The 23,987-nt window shown below is 46.1% G+C and carries 21 protein-coding genes and 1 riboswitch; of the genes, 11 read left to right on the forward strand and 10 right to left on the reverse strand.

Going from position 1 to position 23,987, the window contains the following annotated elements:
• Positions 1 to 319 precede the first annotated feature (319 nt).
• The 8 genes from R7Z47_RS23150 to thiH all read left to right on the forward strand — a co-directional run bounded on the left by R7Z47_RS23150 (position 320) and on the right by thiH (position 8,860).
• Positions 320 to 1,702, forward strand: coding sequence for a multicopper oxidase family protein (locus tag R7Z47_RS23150; protein ID WP_262607128.1), 1,383 nt, complete (start codon positions 320 to 322; stop codon positions 1,700 to 1,702).
• 123 nt (positions 1,703 to 1,825) lie between these two features.
• On the forward strand, positions 1,826 to 2,209 hold the full coding sequence (gene crcB / locus R7Z47_RS23155) for a fluoride efflux transporter CrcB (RefSeq protein ID WP_005378811.1): 384 nt from the start codon (positions 1,826 to 1,828) through the stop codon (positions 2,207 to 2,209).
• Between the two features lie 60 nt (positions 2,210 to 2,269).
• A riboswitch (TPP riboswitch) is annotated at positions 2,270 to 2,368 on the forward strand.
• A 163-nt stretch (positions 2,369 to 2,531) separates the two neighbouring features.
• Positions 2,532 to 4,472, forward strand: a complete 1,941-nt coding sequence (thiC, locus tag R7Z47_RS23160; protein ID WP_262607129.1) for a phosphomethylpyrimidine synthase ThiC — start codon at positions 2,532 to 2,534, stop codon at positions 4,470 to 4,472.
• Entirely contained in the window at positions 4,472 to 5,887 is a 1,416-nt protein-coding gene (locus R7Z47_RS23165; RefSeq protein WP_262607130.1) for a thiamine phosphate synthase, read from the forward strand. The genes thiC and R7Z47_RS23165 overlap by 1 nt, the downstream gene beginning before the upstream one ends.
• Positions 5,874 to 6,647, forward strand: a complete 774-nt coding sequence (locus R7Z47_RS23170; protein WP_262607131.1) for a HesA/MoeB/ThiF family protein — start codon at positions 5,874 to 5,876, stop codon at positions 6,645 to 6,647. Before R7Z47_RS23165 ends, R7Z47_RS23170 begins: the two co-directional genes overlap by 14 nt.
• Before the next feature lie 38 nt (positions 6,648 to 6,685).
• Complete coding sequence (gene thiS / locus R7Z47_RS23175; protein ID WP_045403475.1) at positions 6,686 to 6,940, forward strand: sulfur carrier protein ThiS; 255 nt, start codon at positions 6,686 to 6,688, stop codon at positions 6,938 to 6,940.
• Positions 6,941 to 6,945: 5 nt separating this feature from the next.
• The gene (locus R7Z47_RS23180; RefSeq protein WP_045403455.1) at positions 6,946 to 7,713 is read left to right on the forward strand and encodes a thiazole synthase; all 768 of its coding nucleotides are present in this window, start codon (positions 6,946 to 6,948) and stop codon (positions 7,711 to 7,713) included.
• A gap of 34 nt (positions 7,714 to 7,747) precedes the next feature.
• Positions 7,748 to 8,860 carry a 2-iminoacetate synthase ThiH gene (thiH, locus tag R7Z47_RS23185; RefSeq protein ID WP_039988745.1) on the forward strand — a complete coding sequence of 371 codons (1,113 nt, stop codon included), beginning with the start codon at positions 7,748 to 7,750 and terminating at the stop codon, positions 8,858 to 8,860.
• Positions 8,861 to 8,989: 129 nt separating this feature from the next.
• On the opposite strand, the gene R7Z47_RS23190 is transcribed toward thiH, so the two are convergent.
• Together R7Z47_RS23190 and R7Z47_RS23195 are read right to left on the reverse strand one after the other, a co-directional pair.
• The gene (locus R7Z47_RS23190) at positions 8,990 to 10,780 is read right to left on the reverse strand and encodes an aminopeptidase P family protein (protein ID WP_262607132.1); all 1,791 of its coding nucleotides are present in this window, start codon (positions 10,778 to 10,780) and stop codon (positions 8,990 to 8,992) included.
• 203 nt (positions 10,781 to 10,983) lie between these two features.
• Positions 10,984 to 11,925 (reverse strand): LysR family transcriptional regulator, encoded by a 942-nt coding sequence (locus R7Z47_RS23195; protein WP_053303014.1) that lies wholly within the window; start codon positions 11,923 to 11,925, stop codon positions 10,984 to 10,986.
• 107 nt (positions 11,926 to 12,032) lie between these two features.
• Between R7Z47_RS23195 and R7Z47_RS23200 the strand changes: the two genes are divergently transcribed.
• Positions 12,033 to 13,226, forward strand: coding sequence for a multidrug effflux MFS transporter (locus R7Z47_RS23200; protein WP_005382927.1), 1,194 nt, complete (start codon positions 12,033 to 12,035; stop codon positions 13,224 to 13,226).
• 91 nt (positions 13,227 to 13,317) lie between these two features.
• Positions 13,318 to 13,599: a hypothetical protein gene (locus R7Z47_RS23205; protein WP_005378786.1), complete on the forward strand. Its 282-nt coding sequence runs from the start codon at positions 13,318 to 13,320 to the stop codon at positions 13,597 to 13,599.
• Positions 13,600 to 13,630: 31 nt separating this feature from the next.
• Here the strand turns inward: R7Z47_RS23205 and R7Z47_RS23210 are convergent, their stop codons facing one another.
• The 4 genes from R7Z47_RS23210 to R7Z47_RS23225 form a co-directional block, all read right to left on the reverse strand.
• A complete protein-coding gene (locus tag R7Z47_RS23210; protein ID WP_005378784.1) occupies positions 13,631 to 14,086 on the reverse strand; it encodes a DoxX family protein in 456 nt (151 codons plus the stop codon).
• Positions 14,087 to 14,096: 10 nt separating this feature from the next.
• Positions 14,097 to 14,855 (reverse strand): DNA-binding domain-containing protein, encoded by a 759-nt coding sequence (locus R7Z47_RS23215; protein WP_053303013.1) that lies wholly within the window; start codon positions 14,853 to 14,855, stop codon positions 14,097 to 14,099.
• Positions 14,852 to 15,724 carry a DUF692 domain-containing protein gene (locus R7Z47_RS23220; protein WP_262607133.1) on the reverse strand — a complete coding sequence of 291 codons (873 nt, stop codon included), beginning with the start codon at positions 15,722 to 15,724 and terminating at the stop codon, positions 14,852 to 14,854. Before R7Z47_RS23220 ends, R7Z47_RS23215 begins: the two co-directional genes overlap by 4 nt.
• Positions 15,725 to 15,823: 99 nt before the next feature.
• Positions 15,824 to 16,084, reverse strand: a complete 261-nt coding sequence (locus R7Z47_RS23225) for a DUF2282 domain-containing protein (RefSeq protein WP_005378779.1) — start codon at positions 16,082 to 16,084, stop codon at positions 15,824 to 15,826.
• Between the two features lie 281 nt (positions 16,085 to 16,365).
• Here R7Z47_RS23225 and uvrD point away from each other — a divergent pair, with 281 nt between their 5' ends.
• Entirely contained in the window at positions 16,366 to 18,540 is a 2,175-nt protein-coding gene (uvrD, locus tag R7Z47_RS23230) for a DNA helicase II (RefSeq protein ID WP_005378778.1), read from the forward strand.
• A 982-nt stretch (positions 18,541 to 19,522) separates the two neighbouring features.
• Here the strand turns inward: uvrD and ggt are convergent.
• The 4 genes from ggt to rarD form a co-directional block, all read right to left on the reverse strand.
• A complete protein-coding gene (gene ggt, locus R7Z47_RS23235; protein WP_262607134.1) occupies positions 19,523 to 21,289 on the reverse strand; it encodes a gamma-glutamyltransferase in 1,767 nt (588 codons plus the stop codon).
• Between the two features lie 111 nt (positions 21,290 to 21,400).
• Positions 21,401 to 22,060, reverse strand: a complete 660-nt coding sequence (locus R7Z47_RS23240; protein WP_005378776.1) for a LysE family translocator — start codon at positions 22,058 to 22,060, stop codon at positions 21,401 to 21,403.
• Between the two features lie 91 nt (positions 22,061 to 22,151).
• A complete protein-coding gene (locus R7Z47_RS23245; RefSeq protein ID WP_130545184.1) occupies positions 22,152 to 22,949 on the reverse strand; it encodes an AraC family transcriptional regulator in 798 nt (265 codons plus the stop codon).
• Between the two features lie 71 nt (positions 22,950 to 23,020).
• Complete coding sequence (gene rarD / locus R7Z47_RS23250; RefSeq protein WP_005378774.1) at positions 23,021 to 23,938, reverse strand: EamA family transporter RarD; 918 nt, start codon at positions 23,936 to 23,938, stop codon at positions 23,021 to 23,023.
• Positions 23,939 to 23,987: the final 49 nt, after the last annotated feature.

A 23,987-nucleotide genomic window follows, 5' to 3' on the forward strand; every position in this document is an offset into this window, starting at 1 on the left:
GGGTGTAGCTCCAATTGGCAGAGCAGCGGATTCCAAATCCGCGTGTTGGGAGTTCGAATCTCTCCACCCCTGCCATATATCAGGCTCTGACTTAGGTCAGAGCCTTTTTTGTATCTGGTTTCTTCTCATTATTACAGCTTATTTCTACTCTTATCCCGTAAGTATGGCTTTCTGCTGTACTTTGGCAGCATTTAATCTACTGAACGAACGAAACTACAGTTAGCTGTAATGATCAGTGGCCCGAAATTTTAATAATAAAGGGGAATCACTATTTATATTTAGTTACACTCAACCGATCTGGATTAATGAGTAACTATGTATGGATATATCTCGTCGACGCTTTCTTCAATCATCCTTAGCAATCTCCGCGCTTACCGTTCTACCTGCATGTTCTCTATCTAGGAGCACTAATAAGCAGGGGCAATATATATACGATATTACTGCAGAGCCTTCTACTGCAGAATTGGTCCCTGGGTTTAACACAGACGTACTCGCATTTAATGGTTCGATTCCAGCGCCTACGATTCGTTGTCGCCAAGGCGAGAGAGTTATAATTCGGTTTACTAACAAGCTTTCAGAGCCGACTACAATCCACTGGCATGGCTTGCGAATCCCTATTGAAATGGATGGTGTACCTTTCTTAAGCCAGTTGCCTATCATGCCGGGTGAAACATTCGTTTATGAATTTACACCACCAGATGCGGGCACATTTTGGTATCACCCACATATGAATAGTGTGAAGCAGCTTGGTAAGGGCTTAGTTGGGCTAATTATCGTTGAAGAGGCTGAGCCTGTTCTATTTGATGAAGAACAGGAAATAGTTCTAAAGCATTGGCATTTAGACAAACAAGGTCAGTGGAAGAACCTTATGGTACCGCGCTTGAGCGCTCGTATGGGGACTCCCGGAGAGTGGAGTAGCGTCAATGGTGTGCATGAACCTGTTTATACGCTGAAGCAGAATGCTACCACGCGATTAAGAATTGCTAATGTCGATAACACCATTACTTACCCGATCGCTATAGAAGGGGCAGAGGCTTGGGTTATTGCTATAGATGGTAATCCTGTTAAAACGCCTTATAAGCTCACTCAGCACAAAATTGGTCCAGGAATGAGGTTAGATATCGGATTGATTGCTCCGAAGGTTGGAGAACGTGTTTATGTGCGTCAAATGAAAGGACGCTTCCCATTCCCTTTGTGCGAGTTTGACGTTGTTGAGTCTGACCTGCCGAACAACCAGAAACTGCCTTTATTACCTCTCAACCCTGTGCCAGCTCTCGATTTGAAAAATGCAGAGCAAATCGATTATGTGTTTGAGTGGGAGGGCGCGATCACTCCTGCTGATAAATCGGGCAAAGCGATACCTAAATTCTGGCTGATGAACAAACGGGCTTGGGAGGGAATGAGCAAAGATAATATTCCAGCGCCCCTTTCAACATTGGAGATGGGAAAAACCTATATCTTCAACCTAAAGAACGTCACCCAATATCATCATCCTATTCACCTTCATGGACACACATTTACGGTTCTTGAGTTAGATGGAAAAAAACTCGACGAACCGTTTCATACCGATACGGTCTTGCTTGGAAAAAACGGCAGTGCGAAAGCGGCATTTGTTGCAGATAACCCTGGACGTTGGATGTACCATTGTCATGTGATCGAACACATGAAGACGGGCTTGATGGGTTACATTGAAGTAAAGTGACTCCTGTAACTTTTAAAATCTTGATAAGTTTTAAGCGCTATACTTTGCTGAATTCTAAGATTGTATAATCACTATTGCCGTAAATTTGATTACAATGTCGCCATTAACTTTTCTGGGGGAATTATGGGACAACTATCCGTTTTGGGTTTTATTGCATTGGGTGGTGCATTTGGTGCATGTTCTCGTTACTTAATTTCTGAACTTTGTGTCATTTTATTGGGGCGTGGTTTTCCATATGGTACGTTAACCGTTAACGTTGTTGGCTCATTTATGATGGGCTTATTGATAGCAGCTTTCGATAATGAACTTTTGGCAACGGAACCTTGGCGACAAGTGATTGGCTTGGGTTTTTTAGGGGCACTAACGACGTTTTCCACCTTCTCGATGGATAATGTGTTGCTTATGCAGCAGGGCGCTTTCTTTAAGATGGGGTTGAACGTATTGTTGAATGTCGTGTTAAGTATTTCAGCTGCGTGGATAGGCTTTCAATTATTGATGCGCAGCTAGCAAAGTAGTTAAAAATTGAACAGGTCGGCTTGGTTTCACCAAGCCGTTTTTATATACTGACATCACTTGTCGGAGTGCCATAAGGCTGAGACCGTTAATTCGGGATCCGTTGAACCTGATCAGATTAGAATCTGCGAAGGGAACAAGAGAAGATATTCACACCGGAGCTCTTTCTGGTTGATCTATCAAAAGTCGAATGTTGTTACAGGCAAATATCGTAAGCTTTAACTAGCCTTAATTTGACTCCTCTTGTCGCATCTATCCGCCAAGCATTTTTATCCAATTACTTTTTATCTAGTATAACAAAGCAAGGAAAAATGCTATGTCGAGTCGCAAACAAGCGAGACTGGAAGCAAAACAGTTCATTGATACACTCTCGGTACAACCGTACCCCAATTCAAGCAAAGTCTACGTAGAAGGCTCACGTCCAGATATTCGTGTGCCAATGCGTGAAATATCACTCGCTGATAGCCTTATTGGAGGCACAAAAGAAGCGCCTATTTTCGAGCCTAATGAGCCAGTACGCGTTTACGATACCTCGGGTGTATACACAGATCCAGAGCACACCATAGACCTCTATAGCGGCTTACCTAAGCTGAGAGAAGGGTGGATTGAAGAGCGTGCCGATACTGAGCTACTTGATGAAGTAAGCTCGGTGTACACCAAAGAACGCTTAGAAGACGAAACACTAGACGATCTTCGTTACGGTAATCTACCACGTATTCGACGTGCCAAAGATGGCCATTGTGTGACCCAATTGCACTATGCTCGCAAAGGTATAATCACCCCAGAAATGGAATACATCGCCCTGCGTGAAAATATGGGGCGTGCTCAATACCGCGATGAAGTGCTGAATCAACAGCATCCGGGTCAAAGCTTTGGAGCGAATCTTCCAAAAGACATTACCGCCGAGTTTGTGCGTAAAGAAGTCGCCGAAGGTCGCGCGATTATCCCTTCCAATATCAACCACCCAGAATCCGAACCAATGATCATTGGACGTAACTTTTTGGTCAAAGTGAACGCCAACATCGGTAACTCATCGGTCACTTCTTCGATTGAAGAAGAAGTAGAGAAACTAGTGTGGGCAACGCGCTGGGGTGGAGATACCGTTATGGATCTCTCTACTGGACGTAATATTCACGAAACTCGCGAGTGGATTCTACGTAACAGTCCAGTTCCGATCGGTACCGTACCAATGTATCAAGCGCTTGAGAAAGTGAATGGTGTGGCGGAAAACCTTAACTGGGAAGTGATGCGCGATACTCTGATCGAGCAAGCAGAGCAGGGCGTTGATTACTTCACCATCCATGCCGGTTTACTACTGCGCTATGTACCGATGACGGCAAAACGCGTTACTGGCATCGTCTCTCGTGGTGGTTCTATCATCGCGAAATGGTGTTTAGCGCATCACCAAGAAAGCTTCTTATATACTCACTTCCGAGAGATCTGTGAAATCTGTGCTAAGTACGATGTCGCACTATCTCTTGGTGATGGTCTGCGTCCTGGCTCGGTTGCTGATGCTAACGATGAAGCGCAATTTGCAGAGCTTCGTACTCTTGGCGAATTGACCAAGGTTGCGTGGGAATACGACGTACAGGTGATTATTGAAGGCCCTGGTCATGTTCCAATGCATATGATCAAAGAGAACATGGAAGAGCAGTTAGAGCACTGTCATGAGGCTCCTTTCTATACTCTTGGTCCATTGACGACAGACGTCGCTCCTGGTTACGACCATATTACTTCAGGTATTGGCGCTGCCATGATTGGTTGGTATGGCTGTGCAATGCTTTGCTACGTAACTCCTAAAGAGCATCTTGGTTTACCAAACAAAGAAGACGTGAAAGTAGGCATGATCACTTACAAGCTTGCTGCGCACGCCGCTGATTTGGCGAAAGGACACCCTGGTGCACAAGTTCGTGATAACGCGCTTTCTAAAGCTCGCTTCGAGTTCCGCTGGGAAGACCAATTTAACTTGTCGCTCGACCCAGATACCGCGCGTGCTTTCCATGATGAAACCTTGCCTCAAGAGTCTGGAAAAGTTGCTCACTTCTGTTCGATGTGCGGACCAAAGTTCTGCTCTATGAAGATTTCGCAAGAGGTACGAGAGTACGCAAAAGATACTGAGCAAGTTGCTGCGGACCAAGCTATCTCAATCAAAATGCTGGATGATCCTCTTGAGGGGATGCGTCAGAAATCGCAAGAATTTAGAGAGTCAGGTTCTGAGTTATACCACCCAGCAGCACATGCCGAGGTAAGTGGCTAATGAGCAAAATCCTTATTCCGTCATCATTGATTGAACTGACAGGTTTAGTTCAGCAATGTTTGTTGTTGGCGAAAGAACAGGGTTTTAACATTGAAGACATTGAGTTGGGTGTGAGCCCAACTCAATCTATTCAGCTTGTTCGTGACCAACAGACTACGCACATAACGACAGACCTTATTGATGGTTATGACTCTGAGCATGAGAGTTCATTTGTGCTCTATTACCGCTCTGCTTTGTCGGTAGAAGCGTGTGCTAAGCAACCGTCGAAAGCGATTTATATTGGCATTGCTGATACGCAGGTATCCGATGAAAAGGAGAAAGTGCTTCAGCTTGATATCTGGCGTCACCCAATTAACAACGAAGTGAGAGCGCTTTCCGTTAAGTCCAAATTCAACGCAATGTTCGATCCCGAACATCATCTTGCTTGGATAGTAACGCTGACAGTACTCGATTTTCCTATCGAAGATGCGTTAACACTTGCTCGAGGAATGCTAACTCAACAAGCGAATGTTTCACGTGAAACACTGTTTAATGACAACCTTGACGAGGGACGAACTACTCAGTGGGCTGCCCAATTTGATGATTTCCCCACACCTGTACTGGAGGATAACCGACTAGGTATTCAAGTTGGTTGGTCTGCACAAGGTGAGAGCGTTAGCTTTCCAACTCTAACTAAGCAAAGTCTAGGGCTCTATCCAGTCGTTGATGATGTTGCTTGGATTGAGCGTCTACTGCCACTAGGCATCAACACTATTCAACTGCGAATCAAGAACCCACAACAAGCCGATTTAGAACAACAGATCATTCGAGCAATTGAGCTAGGTCGTCAGTATCAAGCACAAGTGTTCATCAATGACTATTGGCAGTTGGCAATCAAGCATGGCGCTTATGGTGTTCACCTAGGACAAGAAGACATAGAAGAATCGAATTTAGCTCAGCTAACTAAAGCGGGTATTCATCTTGGTCTTTCTACTCATGGTTATTATGAACTACTGCGCATCGTACAAATTCATCCTAGCTACATCGCACTAGGGCATATTTTCCCAACCACCACTAAACAGATGCCATCGAAGCCACAAGGTTTGGTGCGCTTGGCGCTGTATCAAAAGCTGATTGATAGCATTCCTTATACAAATACAGAGGCTGCTTTCCGCCCTTCAAAAGACAAAGCAGTTAGTGACAATGTGCTTGGCTTTCCGACGGTCGCGATTGGTGGTATTGACCAATCTAATGCAGACCAAGTTTGGCAAACAGGTGTTTCTAGCTTAGCAGTAGTGCGTGCTATTACCTTGGCAGAATCACCTCAATCCGTCATCGAGTTCTTCGCACAACTGATGAACGAAAGACAGCTAATGTTTACTGATCAGAATAGTGAGTTGGCGCATAGCAAGAGAGGCGAGCATGCTCACGGATAAGCAGTTCCTTCGCTATCAGCGTCAAGTCGCTCTGCCTGAAATTGCCGAAGTTGGGCAAGAGCGTTTGAGCAAATCGCATGTTCTGATCATCGGTTGTGGTGGATTGGGGAGCGCAGCGAGTTTGTACTTGGCGTCAGCGGGGGTTGGTAAATTGGTTGTGGTTGATGACGATGACGTTGATAGCAGTAACCTACAACGTCAGATCATTTATCGTGAACAAGACCTCCAAGTTGCGAAAACAAAAGCGACTGTAAAGCAACTGGCCGAACTTAATTCTATGGTCCAAATTCGAGCTCTCAATAAGCGATTAGACAAAGCACAACTGCAGCTTGAGGTGATGCTAGCGGATGTGGTGCTCGACTGCACCGATAACATGCCAACGCGCCAGCTAATTAACCAAGTTTGTTTCGAGCAAAATACGCCGCTCATCTCGGCGGCAGCAATTGGTTGGCAAGGACAATTCGCTGTCTTTGATTACCAAACACCAAGTGAACAACAAGCGCAGAGTAAAGCCTGTTACCGCTGTTTGTATCCGTTTGACGAATTACCACAAAGTCAAAAATGCAGTGAGAGCGGTGTCGTCGGTCCGGTGGTGGGCACACTTGGTAACTACCAAGCGATAGCGGCAATTCAAAAACTGGCGACGGGAAAGTTTCATGTCGAGACTGCCAAGTTGCATCTGTTTGATGGGTTGAAAATGCAATGGCAAACCATGGCGATAAGCAAAGACAAACAGTGCCAAGTGTGTGCTCAGATTTAGCTTACGAGCAATGGGCAGAATTAAGAGAGTTGGAAGCAATGACGTTATCAGAACAACAAACAACACAAATGATCGCTGCTGACTTAGATGTGATCACTATTGTCATCAATGACCAGTCACATCAAGTTGCTAGTGAGTCGAATCTACAGCAAATCATTAGTCAATTTGCGCTGCCTGAAATGGGCTGTGTTTTTGCAATTAACAACAATGTTGTGCCGCGCAGTGAGTGGGCTAGCACAGTTCTTTCACAGGGAGATAGCATCTCTTTGTTTCAAGCGATCGCAGGGGGTTAACGTCGATGCTTAAAATTGGTGATAAACAATTCGAATCAAGACTGTTCACGGGAACAGGGAAGTTTGCCAACAGCCGATTAATGGCAGAAGCGATTCAAGTGTCGGGATCTCAACTTGCGACCATGGCGTTGAAGCGTGTCGATGTGAACGACCAACAAGACGATATTTTGCTGCCGTTAGTACAATCGGGTGTGAACTTATTGCCGAACACCTCAGGTGCAAAGAATGCTAAAGATGCTGTGTTTGCTGCGCAACTGGCGCGAGAAGCGTTAGGTACAAACTGGCTAAAACTGGAAATTCATCCAGACCCGAAGTACTTGATGCCCGATCCAATTGAGACACTTGCAGCCGCTGAGCAACTGGTTCGTGAGGGCTTCATTGTCCTTCCTTATTGTCATGCTGACCCGGTTCTGTGTAAACGATTGGAAGAAGTAGGCTGTGCTGCAGTCATGCCATTAGGTGCGCCGATTGGTTCCAACAAAGGGATAGTTTCTCACGATTTCCTAGAGATTATTATCGACCAAGCTAATGTTCCTGTGGTTGTGGATGCGGGTATTGGCGCTCCTTCACATGCCGCGCGAGCGATGGAAATGGGTGCGGATGCTGTGCTTGTCAATACTGCGATTGCAGCTTCGAGCGATCCCGTTGCGATGGCGAAGGCATTTAAGTTGGCGGTAGAGTCGGGGCGTATGGCTTATGAAGCCGGACTTGCCGGTAAGGTTTCTCATGCGGTTGCGTCGAGTCCACTGACGTCATTCCTAGATGAGCTTTAGTCCTAGATTGGTTTAGCTATTAAGCGAGGAAAACATGAGCTTCGTTGAACAATTTAAGCAGCTTAATTGGGATGACATTTCGATGTCGATCTATGCGAAAACGGCACAAGATGTTGAGCGAGCATTGAATAAACCCAAGCGTGATTTGGAAGACTTTAAAGCGCTAATTTCACCAGCGGCTGAAGCGTACTTAGAGCAAATGGCACAACTGTCATACTCGGCAACTCGCAAGCGTTTTGGTAATACCATGTCGCTTTATATTCCATTATACCTTTCTAATTTGTGCGCCAATGCTTGTACTTATTGTGGCTTCTCGATGGAGAACAGAATCAAGCGTCGTACCTTGAATAGGGACGAAGTGGCTGCAGAAGTCGAAGCAATCAAGCGCATGAAGTTTGATAGCGTATTGCTGGTGACTGGTGAACACGAAACCAAAGTGGGCATGAAATACTTCCGCGAAATGGTGCCGATGATTAAGAAGCGCTTTAACTATTTGGCGATGGAAGTACAGCCACTTGATCAAGACGAATACGCTGAGCTCAAGACATTGGGTTTGGATGCGGTGATGGTCTATCAAGAAACGTATCATCCTTCGACTTACGCCGAGCACCATTTGCGTGGCAATAAGATGGATTTCGAATACCGATTGGATACACCCGACCGTCTTGCAAAGGCGGGCATCGATAAGATCGGTATTGGCGCTTTGATAGGGTTGGAAGAGTGGCGTACCGACTGTTTTTATGTGGCAGCGCACTTGGACTATCTTGAGCGCACATATTGGCAGACTCGTTACTCAATTTCTTTCCCACGTTTACGTCCCTGTGAGGGCGCGCTCCAACCAAAATCAGTCATGACGGATAAGCAGCTTGTGCAGTTGATTTGCGCTTATCGCTTGTTGAATCCAGAAGTGGAGTTGTCATTATCGACTCGTGAATCACCAAAGTTCAGAGACAATGCATTACCGTTAGGCATCACCAGTATGTCTGCTGCATCTAAAACTCAGCCGGGTGGATATGCGATGGATGATGTTGAACTCGAGCAGTTTGAGATCAGTGATGAGCGAAGTGCGGGTTCTGTGGAAGATATGATTCGAGCCAAAGGCTTTGACCCTGTATGGCGAGATTGGCACTCAGCGTATTCTGGTTAATCAGCAAATAAAGCTACTGGTCATCGTTATGTTTCACGTGAAACATAAGTAAAGAAAAGAGGGTTGATGCAAAACATCAACCCTCTACTTTTTTCTAGCTTCTAGCTTCTAGCTTCTAGCTTCTAGCTTCTAGCTGTGTGCTACTGGTAGCGTTGCTTGACGAAGCCACTCTTTCACATCACCTTCAACAAGTGGGCTGATCTCATCCCATACCTTCTGATGGTAATCATTGAGCCAAGCAAGCTCTGGACGAGTTAGCATATCAACATTGATGTTGCGCTTGTCGATTGGACAGCGTGTTAGCGACTCAAATGACAGAACAGGGAAGTCACCGTTTGTTGCGGTTTCAACAACAAGCTCTAGGTTTTCAATACGAATACCAAACGCATCTGCACGGTAATAGCCTGGCTCGTTTGATAGCACCATACCTTCTGTTAGAGGCACGTCGATTTGCTTCTTCGAAATGCTTGCTGGACCTTCATGAACACTTAGGAAGTGACCAACACCGTGACCGGTACCGTGATCGTAATCGTAGCCTTCCGCCCATAAGTGCTGACGAGCTAGCGTATCGATTTGGTAACCACGTGTGCCTTTCGGGAAACGTGCACGAGCAACACCGATGTGACCTTTTAGCGCAAGAGTGAACTGTTTAATCATCTCTTGTGAAGGCTGACCGATCGCAATGGTACGCGTGATGTCTGTCGTGCCATCTAGGTACTGACCGCCTGAATCCACTAGGTAAAGTGTGTTCAGTTCTAACTTACCAGGTTCAGGTTGGTTTTCGTGATTGTAGTGACACATGGCCGCGTTGCCGCCTGCCGCTGAAATGGTATCAAAGCTAAGATCCATAAGTGTCGGGTCTTCGCTACGAAATGCTTCCAGTTTGTCTGCCAGTGTCGCTTCATCATGCAGGTTACCAGCAGCGACTTCAGTATCTAACCAAGATAGGAACTTACTCATCGCTACGCCATCGCGGATATGACATGCTTTCATGCCTGCGATTTCAACTGCGTTCTTTGCTGCTTTTGGCATTAGACATGGATCAGCTTTACTCACCACAGATGCGCCTGCGTTTTGAAGCACCAGCTTAAACCACGCGTTACTTGTCGCAGGGTCAACCAGTACATTCTTGCCAGTTAGGTTTTCTAGTCGTGCTTGCAATGCTTCTGGGTGATGAACCGTCACGCCGGCACCAACATGAGCGTCAAACTCAGCAGGTAGGCGAGCAGGATCTAGGAAGTATTCCACGCTTGAGTCTGAGTGCAGAATCGCGTGAGAAAGCAGAACTGGTAGACGTGAGACATCTAGACCTCGAACGTTGAGCAACCAACAGATAGAATCAAGTGCTGTGATCACTGCGCTGTCTGCACCGGCTTTTTTCACGAGCTCTGCGATTTCTTGGCGTTTGCTTTCACTTGACTGACCAACTGCTTCTGTTGCCATTAGGCGAACATCAGAAACCACAGGAGCAGGGCGGTCGTGCCACAGTTCATCAATTGGGTTGCTATCGAGAATCTTAAGCTCAAGTGCGCCAGCAAGTTTTGCTTGTGCCATGCCTAGCCAAGCAGCGTTGTGCATGCGAGGGTCGATTGCCACAGACGCGCCATTTGCAAGATGGTCTTTAATCCAATCTAGTGCAGGCTCTTCAATCAAGTGACGGTATTCGAATAGATCAGCAGGAACCTGCTTTGTTACTTGTACTGTGTAGCGACCATCAACAAAGATAGCGGCTTTGTCTTTGGTGATTACCGCAGCACCAGCAGAACCAGTAAAGCCAGTTAGCCAATGTAAACGCTCGTTGTGCGCTGGTACGTATTCACCCAAGTACTCGTCTTCATGAGGGACAAGTAGGGCATCAATATTATGTTGTGCTAGCCATTCGCGAATTGCATTCACGCGGCTTTGGGTATCGTTGTGCATCTGTGTTATTCCTTCAAATTACCGCTCCTTCATGCTCAGGTGTGGGAGCTGTTTCCATCTGCTTCATGCAGTTTACGATTCCATTGAGGTTCGCAATCACTTCAATAGAGTCGGAGTACAACTAGGCCATAGATGAGCCAAAAAGGACTACGACAGTTAAGCTACTCATTTTAGCCGCTAAGCGCAAATTGAGCGCGGTGTTTTTATCTAAGGTGATCGGTTTTTTGTGTGATCATCGTACGTAGCCAGCCTAATGCAGGGTCGTTTTCTCTGTCTCGGTGCCAGAATAAAGTGTAAGCCATAGGTGGGAATTCTAACGGTAGTGGCAGCACGACCAAATCAAGCTGTTTGGCCGCAAGTTGCACAAAATGACTTGGCGCAGTAAAGATAAAGTCGGTGTATGAACATAAACTTGCGGCACTGTTAAAGTCGGGCACAGTGACGGCAATATCGCGGTCGGTGCCAATATCTGCAAGGCGATAATCCAGCAACCAACGGTCGTTGCCATCACAACGTACTTGTACATGGCGTAGGGCGAGATAGGCTTCCAGATTCCAAGGTTGTTTTAGCGCAGGGTGGTTTTTGCGAATGATGCACATTTGGTAATCACGATAAATTTCCAACTCGCAAATGTCATCGGGTGGTTGAAGAGTCAGCTTGGCATCGTTTATATCGATATCTTTTCCAGTTAAGCCTAAATCCAGTTCGCCGCGTTGAAGCATTTTAAATGTATTATCCGACCACGGGTGTGTGCTAATTGTCACGCCAGGTGCTTGTTGAAAAATCGCCGGTAAGAAATGGGGTAGAATGAGAGGGTAGACACTCTCTACCGCTGCTATTTGAAAACGGTATTCACTGCTTTGCGGAGAAAACTCTTCGGGTTGAGTCAGCACTTCTAACTGATTTATCAACAGATCCAGTTTCGGTTTAAGAAACAATGCGCGCGGCGTAGGTGTTAATCCATGTGAGTTTCGAGTGAAAAGAGGGTCATCAAATTGAATGCGCAGTTTAGCCAGTGATTTACTTACGGCAGATTGGCTTAAGCACAATCGGTGGGCCGCACGAGTAACGTTTAACTCTTCAATCAGCACTTTAAAGCAGACCAATAGATTTAAATCGATACGAGCCAGTTTTTCGACGTTCACAGTGAATTTCCTCTGAGGAATAATGCTCATGATTATACATCATTTCCATTCATATCATCAGATGATTAAGCTTTACCCAAAGTTCTTTATCCAATTCGGAGTGTTGTGTGTCTAGCCAGTTTTCTAATAGTAAAAAACAGATGGCGTTATTGACCCTTTTGGTTCTTTTCAGTCCTTTAGCGATTGATATTTATCTACCTGCTTTACCTCTTATTGCTTCCACTTTTCAGGTCGATAATGCGCTAGCACAAGACACGATCACTTGGTTCTTATTTGCTATGGGTGTTGGTCAGCTATTCGCAGGTCCCCTAGCAGATAAACTCGGACGTCGAACTGTTGCATTGGGCGGTATCACCATTTACGCGATGAGCGCTTTATTGGCGTGGAGTGCTCAAAATATTGAGTGGATGTTGGTTTCCCGACTGTTACAAGGCTTAGGTGCGTGTGCGACATCGGTAGCAGCCTTTGCAACAGTTCGCGATATCTTTGGCCCGGAAAAAAGCGGCAAAATGATCAGCTACCTTAACGGTGCGATTTGTTTCATTCCGGCTTTAGCTCCAATTCTAGGTAGCTGGTTAACTCAGCAATTTGACTGGCGTGCTAACTTTAGCTTTATGGCTGGTTTTGCTGTGGTGTCTGGATCATTGATGTTTTTCATGATGAAAGAGACTAACCCGTCAACAGAAAAGCAAGCCGTGTTTAAGCTTAGTCGGTATTGGGCAGTGCTTAGCACACCATCTTTTGTTTTCCATGCGTCATTATGCTTGATGGCGATGGCGGTTATTCTTGCTTACGTTACCTCAGCACCGTCGGTATTGATGACGGGGATGGGGCTGTCGATGAATGAATTCACTTTCTGGTTTGGTGTAAATGCGGTGATAAACATTGCGGCATGTATGCTGGCGCCTAAGTTTATGGAGCGCGTTGGAACTCACAACACCTTGGTCACCGGGATCTCAACTCTGGGTCTCGCAGGTGTGATCATGCTAGTGATGAATGGTCAGAATACCGCGCTTTCTTTCATGTTACCTATCTTTATGTCTTCTGTAGGTTTTGCATTCATTCTGGGTGCAGCGGCAGGGAAAGCGTTAGAACCGTTTGGTGATAAGGCGGGCACGGCAGCTGCACTGCTTGGATTGTTCCAAATGAGTGGCTCTGGTTTGTTGGTGGGTACACTGCAACGCTTATCTCTGGATCCACAAACCTTGATCGCAATTCATATGTGGGTCCTATTACCTGCGTTGGTCGTTCTGTTTACAAAAGCAGGGAAGAACTGGCACTCGAGCTTTGCGAAAGCGTAAATCAGTGTAATTTAGTATTTTCCAATGTAAGTAAGGCGTGTATATTTGTCACTCAGACTTTTCCTGACACCATAACGGAACTCAAAAAGTAATGTCGTTAACCACGTATGAAATGGCTCGTATTCTAGAGCAAATGGAAGATTCACCAGAAAAGGTGATGTTTGGCAAGTTGCTTAATGAGCTGGGTAATCAAAGCTCCGAGCGTATTCGTAGTGCGGCTAAACAAGTACCTCTGCCAATTTTGCGTGATATCGTGTACCAATTTCAGCAAGTGATTGAGTCACGCAAAGATGAACAAGTCGAGCAGATGGCAAAAGACCTCGCTCAGCAAGGTATCTCAGCAGAAGAGCTACTGGCTTACTTGAATAAATAATAAAAAATCCCCGCATGATGCGGGGATTTTTTTAGCTCGTCATTTTCTTTTTCAGGATGTGGTCCAAAGACAGCGGTCCTGGCCCCCATACGATTACGATAAGAATCATCAATCCCCAAAGTTGGTGGTCATAAAAACCTTTCTCCCACAACAGTGGGTAAGAGATCACTGCGATGATGTTGAACACAAACAGCATTGCTGCCATCGGGCGGGTAATCAATCCCAGTGCCAAGAACACCGGTAGAACCAACTCCGCAGCCGTACCTAAATAAGCCGCCAATTCCCATGGCAAGATTGGCACTTGGTATTCCAGCTCAAATAAGTACAGCGTGCTATCCCAAGATGAGATTTTGATTAGTCCTGAATTGAAGAACACCCAGGCTACCCACAAGCGACAAAAGAGAAGTAGTAAAGGGACAAAGCCAGCTTGTAGGGTACTGATTAAATCGTCGTACCGATTCACTAAGTTTTTAACCGTATCCGTCATAGAGTGCTCCTTAGATTGATTGCAATGTAAAGCCGTCAACAATATCGAGTGCCATGATGCGATTGAGATGAGCGAGTAAAACTTCAGGTATTTCGCTCAAACTCTGCTTCTGCTCTAAACATTGCAGCAGTTGGAACACATCGGCATCGAGTGCGTGACACAAGGCTTCTCCATTGGCTTGAATCGAGATGACACCTTGCTGTAATTGGTTGATATTAAGTTGTTCGAATTGCCCAGTTTGAATCGCGCTAAATAGATCGAATACTGCGTAGTTGGAGTCAAAGCTGCGGCAGCCCTTTTTAAGGTGTAAGACTAAAGTGGGTTGTTGCTCTTCACTCACTTCGCCAAGTAACGCAAGCGGTTTTAATTCCACTGCATTGGATTGCTCATACTGTGCTTGACGAGCTAGGTCGATATGCCACTCGAAACGTGCGACTTCAGGGCTGTAAGGTGCTTGTGCGATCACCTGACTGAACTGCATGATGGTGTCTTGAAAGCCTTCGCCATAATGCACCACATTTCCTTCTTCTAATGGGTAAGAAAGAACATGCTGGCGAGCTATCTGTTCAAAGCATTCTTCACCAAGCAGCGCTTCAACCATCGGGTAGGTCGCGGATAACACCTCGCTTAAGCTGACGATAAAGTTATTGCGGTAAATCTGCATGCGTTCATCAGCGGTAAACGTATCACTGGCAATATCGCAATCTTCACCGAGTGCTTGATAGTGTAGGGCTTTAGCAAACTGGCTTTGTAAGGTGGCTAGATTCATGATGCCTTCCTTGGTTCGCTTTGTTCACTTGGAAGTGTGCCTTGCAACAGCAGTTGCGATGCTTTCTGTGCTTCTCCTAATAAGACTTCTGGCGCGGGGATATCCAAATCCCATTCAATCAACGTATGACGTGGACCGTGTTTTTTTGTCCACTGTGAAAACAACTGCCAAACTTCATCGCTAACTGGGCGGCTATGGGTATCAATCCATATCTCACCTTTGTCGAGTTGTTTAATGGTAAAACCTGCCAAGTGAATCTCATCCACTTTGTCGGCTGGAATCGCATCTAGGTATGTGTCGCAATCAAAACCGTGGTTGAACGCCGAAACATAAACATTGTTTAAATCGAGCAATAAACGACAGTCAGTGCGCTTTTGCACTTCGGTAAGAAACTCCCATTCGCTGATGGTCGAATGTTGAAACTTCACATAACTAGATGGGTTCTCTATCAAGATCTCGCGTTGCAAATATTCCTGCACTTCATTCACGTTACGAGTGAACACGTTGAGCGCTTCTTCCGTATACGGAAGTGGAAGCAGGTCATTAAAGTAGTGACCGCCGTTTTCACTCCAACTTAAATGGTCAGAAACAAGAATTGGGTCGATTGAGTCCATCAGTGATTTAAGTTGCGCAAGATGCTTTTGACTAACACGTTCCACCGAACCTAGCGACAAACCAATACCGTGGCAGCTAATTTGATATTGCTCGCGAAGCGTTTGTAGCTGATGGCGCTCTGTTGCATTGGGTTGGAAATAGTTTTCACTGTGGATTTCTAACCAAGACAACTCGGGTTGGTTTTGGCTAAAGTAATCGAGGTGAGGGGTTCTTAATCCAACTCCAACAAGGTCGTGGAAGGTGTGGTGTTTCACGTGAAACTCCTTTTCAAATCGTGCGGGAAGAGAAGGATGCGTCTTGGCTTTGCGTTGGTTGAGCGTCAACGCATCCTCACAATAGCTAGCGATAAAAGATTATGAAGAAGAAGTGCTACCGCCAGCGAGCTTGTCACAAAGACCTTTTGGTACGACTACGAATGCGTCTTTTTGGTTATCTTCTTTAGAAGTACCAGCGCATGAGCTGCTTTTTGTTGCACAGTCGTTTTTACCTGCTTTAGAAACGCCATAGCACTTTTCTTTTTCAGCAGCGACAGCTGGAGCTGCAGTTAGCATTGTGCCACCAAGAGCTAGAAGACCAGTAACAGCAGCAGTAACAGCTAGATTCGACTTTTTCATAATAAATTCCTCTGAATGATTTCCTTTACTTTAAGTTGGCAAGATGAATCGCCTGTTTTGGCGTTTTTGTTATCAACTTGCTTAACTTAAAAGATAGGAAACTGGCTAAAAAACTTTCAGAAAAATTTCTGAAGTAAATGGGTTTGCAGGGTCAAATAGGTATAACTAATTGATGTGTTGGGCAAAAAAACATCAATTTTTTTATCAAGTTTTGTCTAAACAGCACCCGGTTGTTTAGGTTATAATCGGTTTTTATGTATAAATAACCAGTAGCTCTCATCATGATGGATCCATCTCTATTACTCGACGGTTTGAACGATAAACAACGTGAAGCCGTTGCAGCACCTCTAGAAAACTTGCTCGTTCTTGCTGGCGCAGGAAGTGGTAAGACACGCGTTCTTGTTCACCGTATCGCTTGGCTGATGTCGGTCGAGCAAGCTTCTCCGTTTTCAATCATGTCGGTAACCTTTACCAATAAGGCGGCGGCAGAGATGCGTGGACGTATCGAAGAGCTAATGATGGGCAGTGCAGGCGGTATGTGGAATGGTACTTTCCACGGCATTTGTCACCGTATTCTGCGTGCACACTATCTTGATGCCAAGCTACCGGAAGATTTCCAAATCATCGACAGTGACGACCAACAGCGTCTGCTAAAGCGTTTGATCAAAGCGCAAAACCTCGATGAGAAGCAATGGCCAGCACGCCAAGTGGCATGGTGGATTAACGGCAAGAAAGACGAAGGTCTGCGCCCGTCGCACATTGATGCGTACCATGATCCAGTGACCAAGACATATCTGCAGTTGTACACCGCTTACCAAGAGGCGTGTGACCGTGCTGGTTTAGTCGATTTTGCGGAAATCTTGCTGCGCGCACATGAGCTACTGCGTGATAACAAGTTCGTCCGTGAACACTACCAAGCACGCTTTAAGCATATCTTGGTGGACGAGTTCCAAGATACCAACAACATTCAATATGCTTGGCTACGTATGATGGCGGGTCCTGAGTGTCACGTGATGATCGTAGGTGATGACGACCAGTCGATTTATGGTTGGCGTGGTGCAAAAGTCGAGAATATTGAGAAGTTTACGCTCGAATTCCCAAGCGTAAATACCATTCGTCTTGAGCAAAACTACCGTTCAACCAAGACCATTCTGGAAGCATCTAACACCCTGATTGCGAATAACACCGAGCGTATGGGTAAAGAGTTGTGGACGGATGGCGTGGTCGGTGAGCCCATCTCGGTTTACAGCGCTTACAACGAATTAGATGAAGCCCGTTTTGCGGTGAACAAAATCAAAGAGTGGCAAGACAAGGGCGGTGCTCTGAATGACGCTGCGATGCTTTACCGTAACAACGCCCAGTCGCGTGTTCTGGAAGAAGCGTTAATTCAAGCCGGTCTGCCTTACCGTATCTACGGCGGCATGCGATTCTTCGAACGTCAGGAAATCAAAGATGCCTTGAGCTACATGCGTCTGATTGCCAACCGTAACGATGATGCGGCGTTTGAACGTGTGGTGAATACGCCAACGCGTGGTTTGGGTGATAAGACGCTTGAAACCATCCGTTTTGCGGCTCGTGACCGTGGTTGCACCATGTGGGAAGCGAGTGTGGCAATGTTGGACGAGAAGGTGCTTGCTGGTCGCGCTGCTGGTGCTCTGAGCCGTTTTATCGAGCTTGTCACCGCGCTAGAAGACGACACCTTAGAGATGCCGCTGCATCACCAAACTGACCATGTAATTAAATACTCGGGCTTGTTCGCGATGTACGAGCAAGAGAAGGGCGAAAAGTCTAAGGCACGTATTGAGAACTTGGAGGAATTGGTGACCGCAACTCGCCAATTCGAGAAACCAGAAGAAGCCGAAGACATGTCACTGCTGACGGCATTCCTAACCCACGCAGCACTAGAAGCGGGCGAAGGACAAGCGGACGAATTTGAAGATGCGGTTCAGCTCATGACATTACACAGTGCGAAAGGTCTAGAGTTCCCATTGGTGTTTATGGTCGGTGTGGAAGAAGGCATGTTCCCAAGCCAAATGTCGGCAGAAGAAGCAGGGCGCTTAGAAGAAGAACGCCGTCTGTGTTACGTAGGCATGACCCGTGCAATGCAGAAACTGTACATCACTTATGCTGAAATGCGTCGTTTGTACGGTCAGGATAAATACCATAAACCGTCTCGCTTTATCCGTGAACTGCCAGAAACTTGTTTAGATGAAGTACGAATGAAGGCGCAAGTTAGCCGTCCTTCAAGCAGTGGTCGATTTAGCCAAACTGTTGTGAAAGAGAGCTTTAATGAAACCGGCTTTACGCTAGGTTCTCGTGTGATGCATCCAAAGTTTGGTGAAGGCACCATCATCAACTTCGAAGGCAGTGGTCCACAAAGCCGTGTACAGATTGCCTTTAACGGTGAAGGCATCAAATGGTTGGTGACTGCTTACGCACGACTAGAGAAACTGTAAGGCTTGACCAAAACTCATACCAATCGTAGTAAATAACTGGTCATTCTAGCTTGTTAAAATACTCGATAACTGCGTTGCAATTTTTGATTGTAGAATAACTACTTATCGAAAAATTGCGCCTTGTTCTCAAGCATTTTCCCTACGCTATTTCTGATCACTTATTTACTGTGATTGGTATCATCAACTTAAGAGCTGCTTCGGCGGCTCTTTTTGTTTATGCAGTTTTGGTGTCGCTAACGCAGTAAAAAATGGAATGATAAATGGAGTACAAAAGCGCGACTTAACGATGCCGTTTGAAGTGAAAGGTGGGCGTTGTGGGTGAATGCCTGTTTTCAGCAGATCTACTGAGAAAAACTTTAGGCAAAGAAAAACCCCGAGGGCTTGCGCCCATCGGGGTTATAGTCTTACTCGCAGCAATCCAGCTACTAAGAGTGCTCCATGCATCTAATCCATGATAGTGTGCTGAATCCGTCAGCTTAATCCTTACGTCGCCTTCCTAGCGGTGTCCTTAGTGACCTTATCCTGGTCTGCTAACTATCCTCGTTAGCTCTCATCACTTGTTCCCTGAGCGGTGTCCCTGACATCATCCTGATGTTCAAATCCTTGCCTCGTCCAGAGGTGTCCATTTCCCGTCCTTAGTAGCAACCATCCTAGTCACTATTGATTCCGTTCAATGTCCAATTTTGCAATCCATGCCCGACTATTCATCCTGAATAACCGTTTCTTCTTCCTGAAGTTCACCAAGTCCGTGGTGTTTCCTGTTCCGTGTCAGCATCCTTCCGACAGGTTTAATATTACGTGTTTAACGATTTCCAACAACGGGCTAATCTCACATTTTTTAACTCTCTTAGCGTTCAAAAAAGATACATGAGTATTAAATTCAATGGCTTATGCGCTTTGTTGTACGGTTTTACCATTAAAAAAGAGAGGTTTGCTCAACCCTTTGTGAGAGATCTCGCACAAGGGGTCGAGCGAAAGACTCTTACTGCCCGATAGCGGAACCTTCACGCCTTGGATCGGCTGCGCCCTCAAGACCGTCTTTTGTTATACGTATCGCATGCAGTCCAGAGTTCAAATCACGAACATCAGTTTTAAAACCCATCTTTTCCAACTCAGGCTGTAAGCCTTCTGCAGCGGTACCTTGCTCAATATCTAAGGTACCAAAACGGTTCAGTAATCGTGGCTGATTAATCGCGCTTTGGATGTCCATATCCCATTGCGTGTGGGCGATAATGGCTTGTGCGACGTAACCAATGATGCGGCTGCCACCCGGTGAGCCAATTGCCATGTAAGGTTTGTCATCCTTCATCATAATGGTCGGTGCCATGGATGAACGTGGGCGTTTGCCCGGTTCTAAGCGGTTTGCTATTGGCACTCCATCTTGATGCGTGCGGAAAGAGAAATCAGTCAGTTCGTTGTTGAGCAAGAAGCCGCGCACCATCAAGCGTGAGCCAAAGGCGTTCTCAATGGTTGTTGTCATTGAAACCACATTGCCTTGCTTATCGACGATATTGAAATGGCTGGTGGAAGGCAGCTCGATCGATTGATCCATGCTTAAGTTCATCGCGTGTGACCACGGTGGATTGCCGGCTTCAACCTTACTCAAGGCTTTACCGACTTGGATAAGCTCAGCACGTTGTTTGAGATAATCTTTATCAAGCAAGCCTTCGGTTGGCATTGGCACATAATCTTGGTCAGCCATGTATTTACCGCGATCCGCAAACGCAAGGCGCGATGCATCGGCGATCACTTGCCATGATTTCGCGCTTTCGGCTCCCCAACCTTTAAGATCGTATTGCTCGGTGATCGCGAGAATCTGTCCAACCGTCAATGCGCCAGAGCTAGGTGGTCCCATGCCGCAGATATCATAGCTTTGATAAGCCGCACAAACCGGCTCACGTTGCTTGATTTGGAACGCATCAAAGTCAGGTTGTGCCAATACGCCAGGATTGCCCGGTGCATTCTGTACTGTCTTGATGATGTCTGTGGCGATATCGCCTTGATAGAAAGCTTTTGCCCCTTGCTCTGCAATTGCCGTCAGAGTTTGCGCGTATTCAGGGTTCTTCAACAACGTGCCTTCGGCTTTTGGTGAGCCATCTGGATTGAAGAAGTAAGCCTTAGTCGCAGGGAAGCGAGATAGGCGCTTGGCATCTTTTTCAATCAGACTCGCGAGGCGAGGACTGACTTCGAAACCTTGCTCAGCCAAGGTAATCACGGGTTGGATTATCTTCTTCCATTCCAACTTGCCGTATTTCTGGTGCGTGTCCCACAGCAGTTTCACTGTACCAGGAGTGGCAACGGAACGCCCACCGACAACCGCATCGTAAAATTGCAGTGGTTGTCCTTTGTCATCTAGGAAGAGTTTCGGCGTTGCGGCGAGCGGTGCGGTTTCGCGTCCATCATACGTAGTCAGTTTTTGTTTCTCACTGTCCCAATACACTAAGAAGGCGCCACCACCAATGCCTGAAGATTGGGGTTCTACTAAGCCCAGCATCAGCTGCACGGCAACCATAGCATCAATAGCATTACCACCTTGTGCAAGAACGTCTGCCCCAGCTTGGGTGGCAAGTGGGTTGGCTGCGGTAACCATATAATCTTTCGCTTTGATCAATTGTTTTTGCTCGAAGCCAGTGCTGTGCTCCGGCGCAACTGCATCTGCTGCTTGGTTAGCAAAGACTGAGATAGATAAGATTAGTGGGGAAGTAAGAAAAAGACCCGTGGTCACGAGTCGGTTGAACGTCCAATGCATGATGACTCTCCATGTTGCCAGTTTTGTGCTTTGAGCTTGGCAGTTATGGAGAGTCACGTCGAGTCAGCAATCTTAGAAATGTCGATTGTGCTACGCTTTTAAATCAGTACTTTATCCGATAAAAGTATTGATAGTTTGGTATAGAATACTGCCGCCCACTAGAGTAAATACCACGCCGCATAGACCGTCGATGTAGATACCCGCTTGTTGCAATTTACGCTGTAAGCGCTGTGTCGACAGCATCCATGCAAGGCTAGAGAACCAGAATAGCGACAAGCCAAACAGGATGACCAGTGCAATACCTTTGCCAGTAATCGACATACCTGCTGGGACTAAACTCGACATCAAACTGACAAAGAACACCAGGGCTTTTGGGTTAAGAATGTTGGTCGCAAACCCTTTAGCAAACGCTTGACGCTTATTGCTGATCACTAGGTTATTTTGCTTCTTAGGTTGATCCGTCAGTGGGTTTTGGATCATCGAGATCACGGCACGCAATGCGCCAATTCCTAAGTAGAGCAGGTAACTACCACCGAGCAGTTGTACCACGGAATACAGCACTGGGTGTTGGTGGACGACAAAACTCACACCTGTCAGGCTGAACAAAGAGTGCAGCAAGATACCGACGGACAATCCCAACGCAATGTACAAGCCAGTTTGACGACCATGACGCGTCGCATTTTGTACGACCAGCGCAAAGTCCGGACCTGGACTCATTAGGGCAATAAAGTGAATGCTGGCGAGTGTCAGCAATATGGTGGATTCATTCATAACACATCTCAAATTTAACCAATTCGGCTATTGTCGTGGTAAGTCACCTGTGGCGCTTGTAAAAAACTGACAGCTTTCTCGGTAAATGAAATTAACGAGCCACTTGAGAAGGGGAAACGCCGTAGGTCTGTTTAAACGCTTTGCTGAAATGCGCTTGATCGTAGAAACCGATCTGGTGGGCGACGTCGGTACCACATTGACCAGCTTGCAGTAACTTCATGCCTTGTTCGAGGCGCAGGCGTGCGAACCATGCATAAGGCGTCATGCCAGTTTGCGCTTTAAAGTGGCGCTGGAACTGCGTTGGGCTCAGTTGGCACAGCTCTGATAGCGAATCCAAACGCACTGCTTGGTCGAGGTTCGCCATTAGATAATCTTTTAACGTCCCAAGTGATTGATTTCCTAGCGGCACCACTTTTTGTCGCTCAAGCGATCCGTAGCGATCAAAAAGTTGGTTAAATCCTTCAAAAGGAAGGCAATCTTTAGTGAGTTGGCTGAGGTTTTCACGACGAAGTAGCCCGTGTAAGTTACTAAGTTGTGAAAATATTTGGGGATCCGAGATGATCAGTTCGTTGAAGTGTATTATTTGACCGTTTTGCTTAAGATCAGCCAGATCGCTCAATAGGAGAGGTTCGATCGCAAACACATTTACTTCGTAGCCACTCTCGAGCTTAGATTGCCCGTCGTGCAGCTCATCCGGCGGCATAATCACAATTTGCCCGTGACCAACTTGGTGGTTGTTACCTTGATATTGGAACTTCTGCGCACCATGCGTGATCAGGCCGAGATGAAAATCCAGATGGTAATGCCTTTGAAAAGCAAATTTCTGGTATTTCGCCTCTATTAGACTCAAGTTGTCATGGTCGGTTGCGTAGTACTGAATATGTTCCATTAAATAAAAAAGCTTGGTCACATTATGACCAAGCTTATCTGGCAATTTCTAACTTGTCTTGTAAAAAACGATCACTGTGGCTGAACGATTCGGCGTGAGCGACGGTTATTACGTAATCCATCAAAGCTAAACACGACTAGTGCTCCCCAAATAAAGACGAAAGTGATCGCTTTATCCATGGTAAAGGGTTCGCCATACATCAATACTGCAAGTAAAAACATTAAGCTTGGGCCTATATATTGGAAAAAGCCCAAAGTCGATAATTTGAGTCTTGTTGCTGCACCCGTAAAGCACAGCAGTGGCAGGGTTGTTATAACCCCAGCCGCGATCAACAAACTATTTAACGTAAGTGGATTCGTAAGCATATTTGAGGTTGGTGTATCGGCAATAAAAAGCAAATAAACAGCGGCCACTGGCAGTAGAAGTAATGTCTCGATAAACAAGCCAGTTTTTGCATCGACACTGACTTTCTTTCTTAATAAGCCATAAAAGCCGAAGCTCATTGCTAACGCCATCGCAACAACAGGTACGGAGCCAAATACAATCAGTTGAACGAGTACGCCACAACCTGCCAATACAACCGCGAACCACTGTAATTTACGCAGTCTCTCTCCCAAAAATACCATCCCGAGTAAGACGTTGATCAGTGGGTTAATGTAATAACCTAAGCTGGCGTCGAGCATATGATTCGAGTTTACCGCCCAAATGAAAATCAACCAATTGCCGCCAATTAACATGGAACTTGCGATCAGGTAAGCGATTTTCGTTTTGTCTTTCGCGATGTGGTAAGCCGAGCGCCAGTGACGGCCAAAATGGAGGAGTGCAGCAAGCAAAAAGAAAGACCATATCACTCGGTGGCTTAGAATTTCCAAAGGAGATACTTGTGCGATGGACTTAAAGTACATCGGCGCAATGCCCCACATGGTATACGCGCCAATCGCTAGCAAGATGCCTTGCCGCGCGCGTTGTTGTTCGTCTTCTGGTGTCATGAAGTGTCACCTAATTGTGTGTTTTATAGAGCAGAAAATCAGTATACGA

The organism is Vibrio sp. 1641 (assembly GCF_033339995.1).
Taxonomy (GTDB): domain Bacteria; phylum Pseudomonadota; class Gammaproteobacteria; order Enterobacterales; family Vibrionaceae; genus Vibrio; species Vibrio alginolyticus.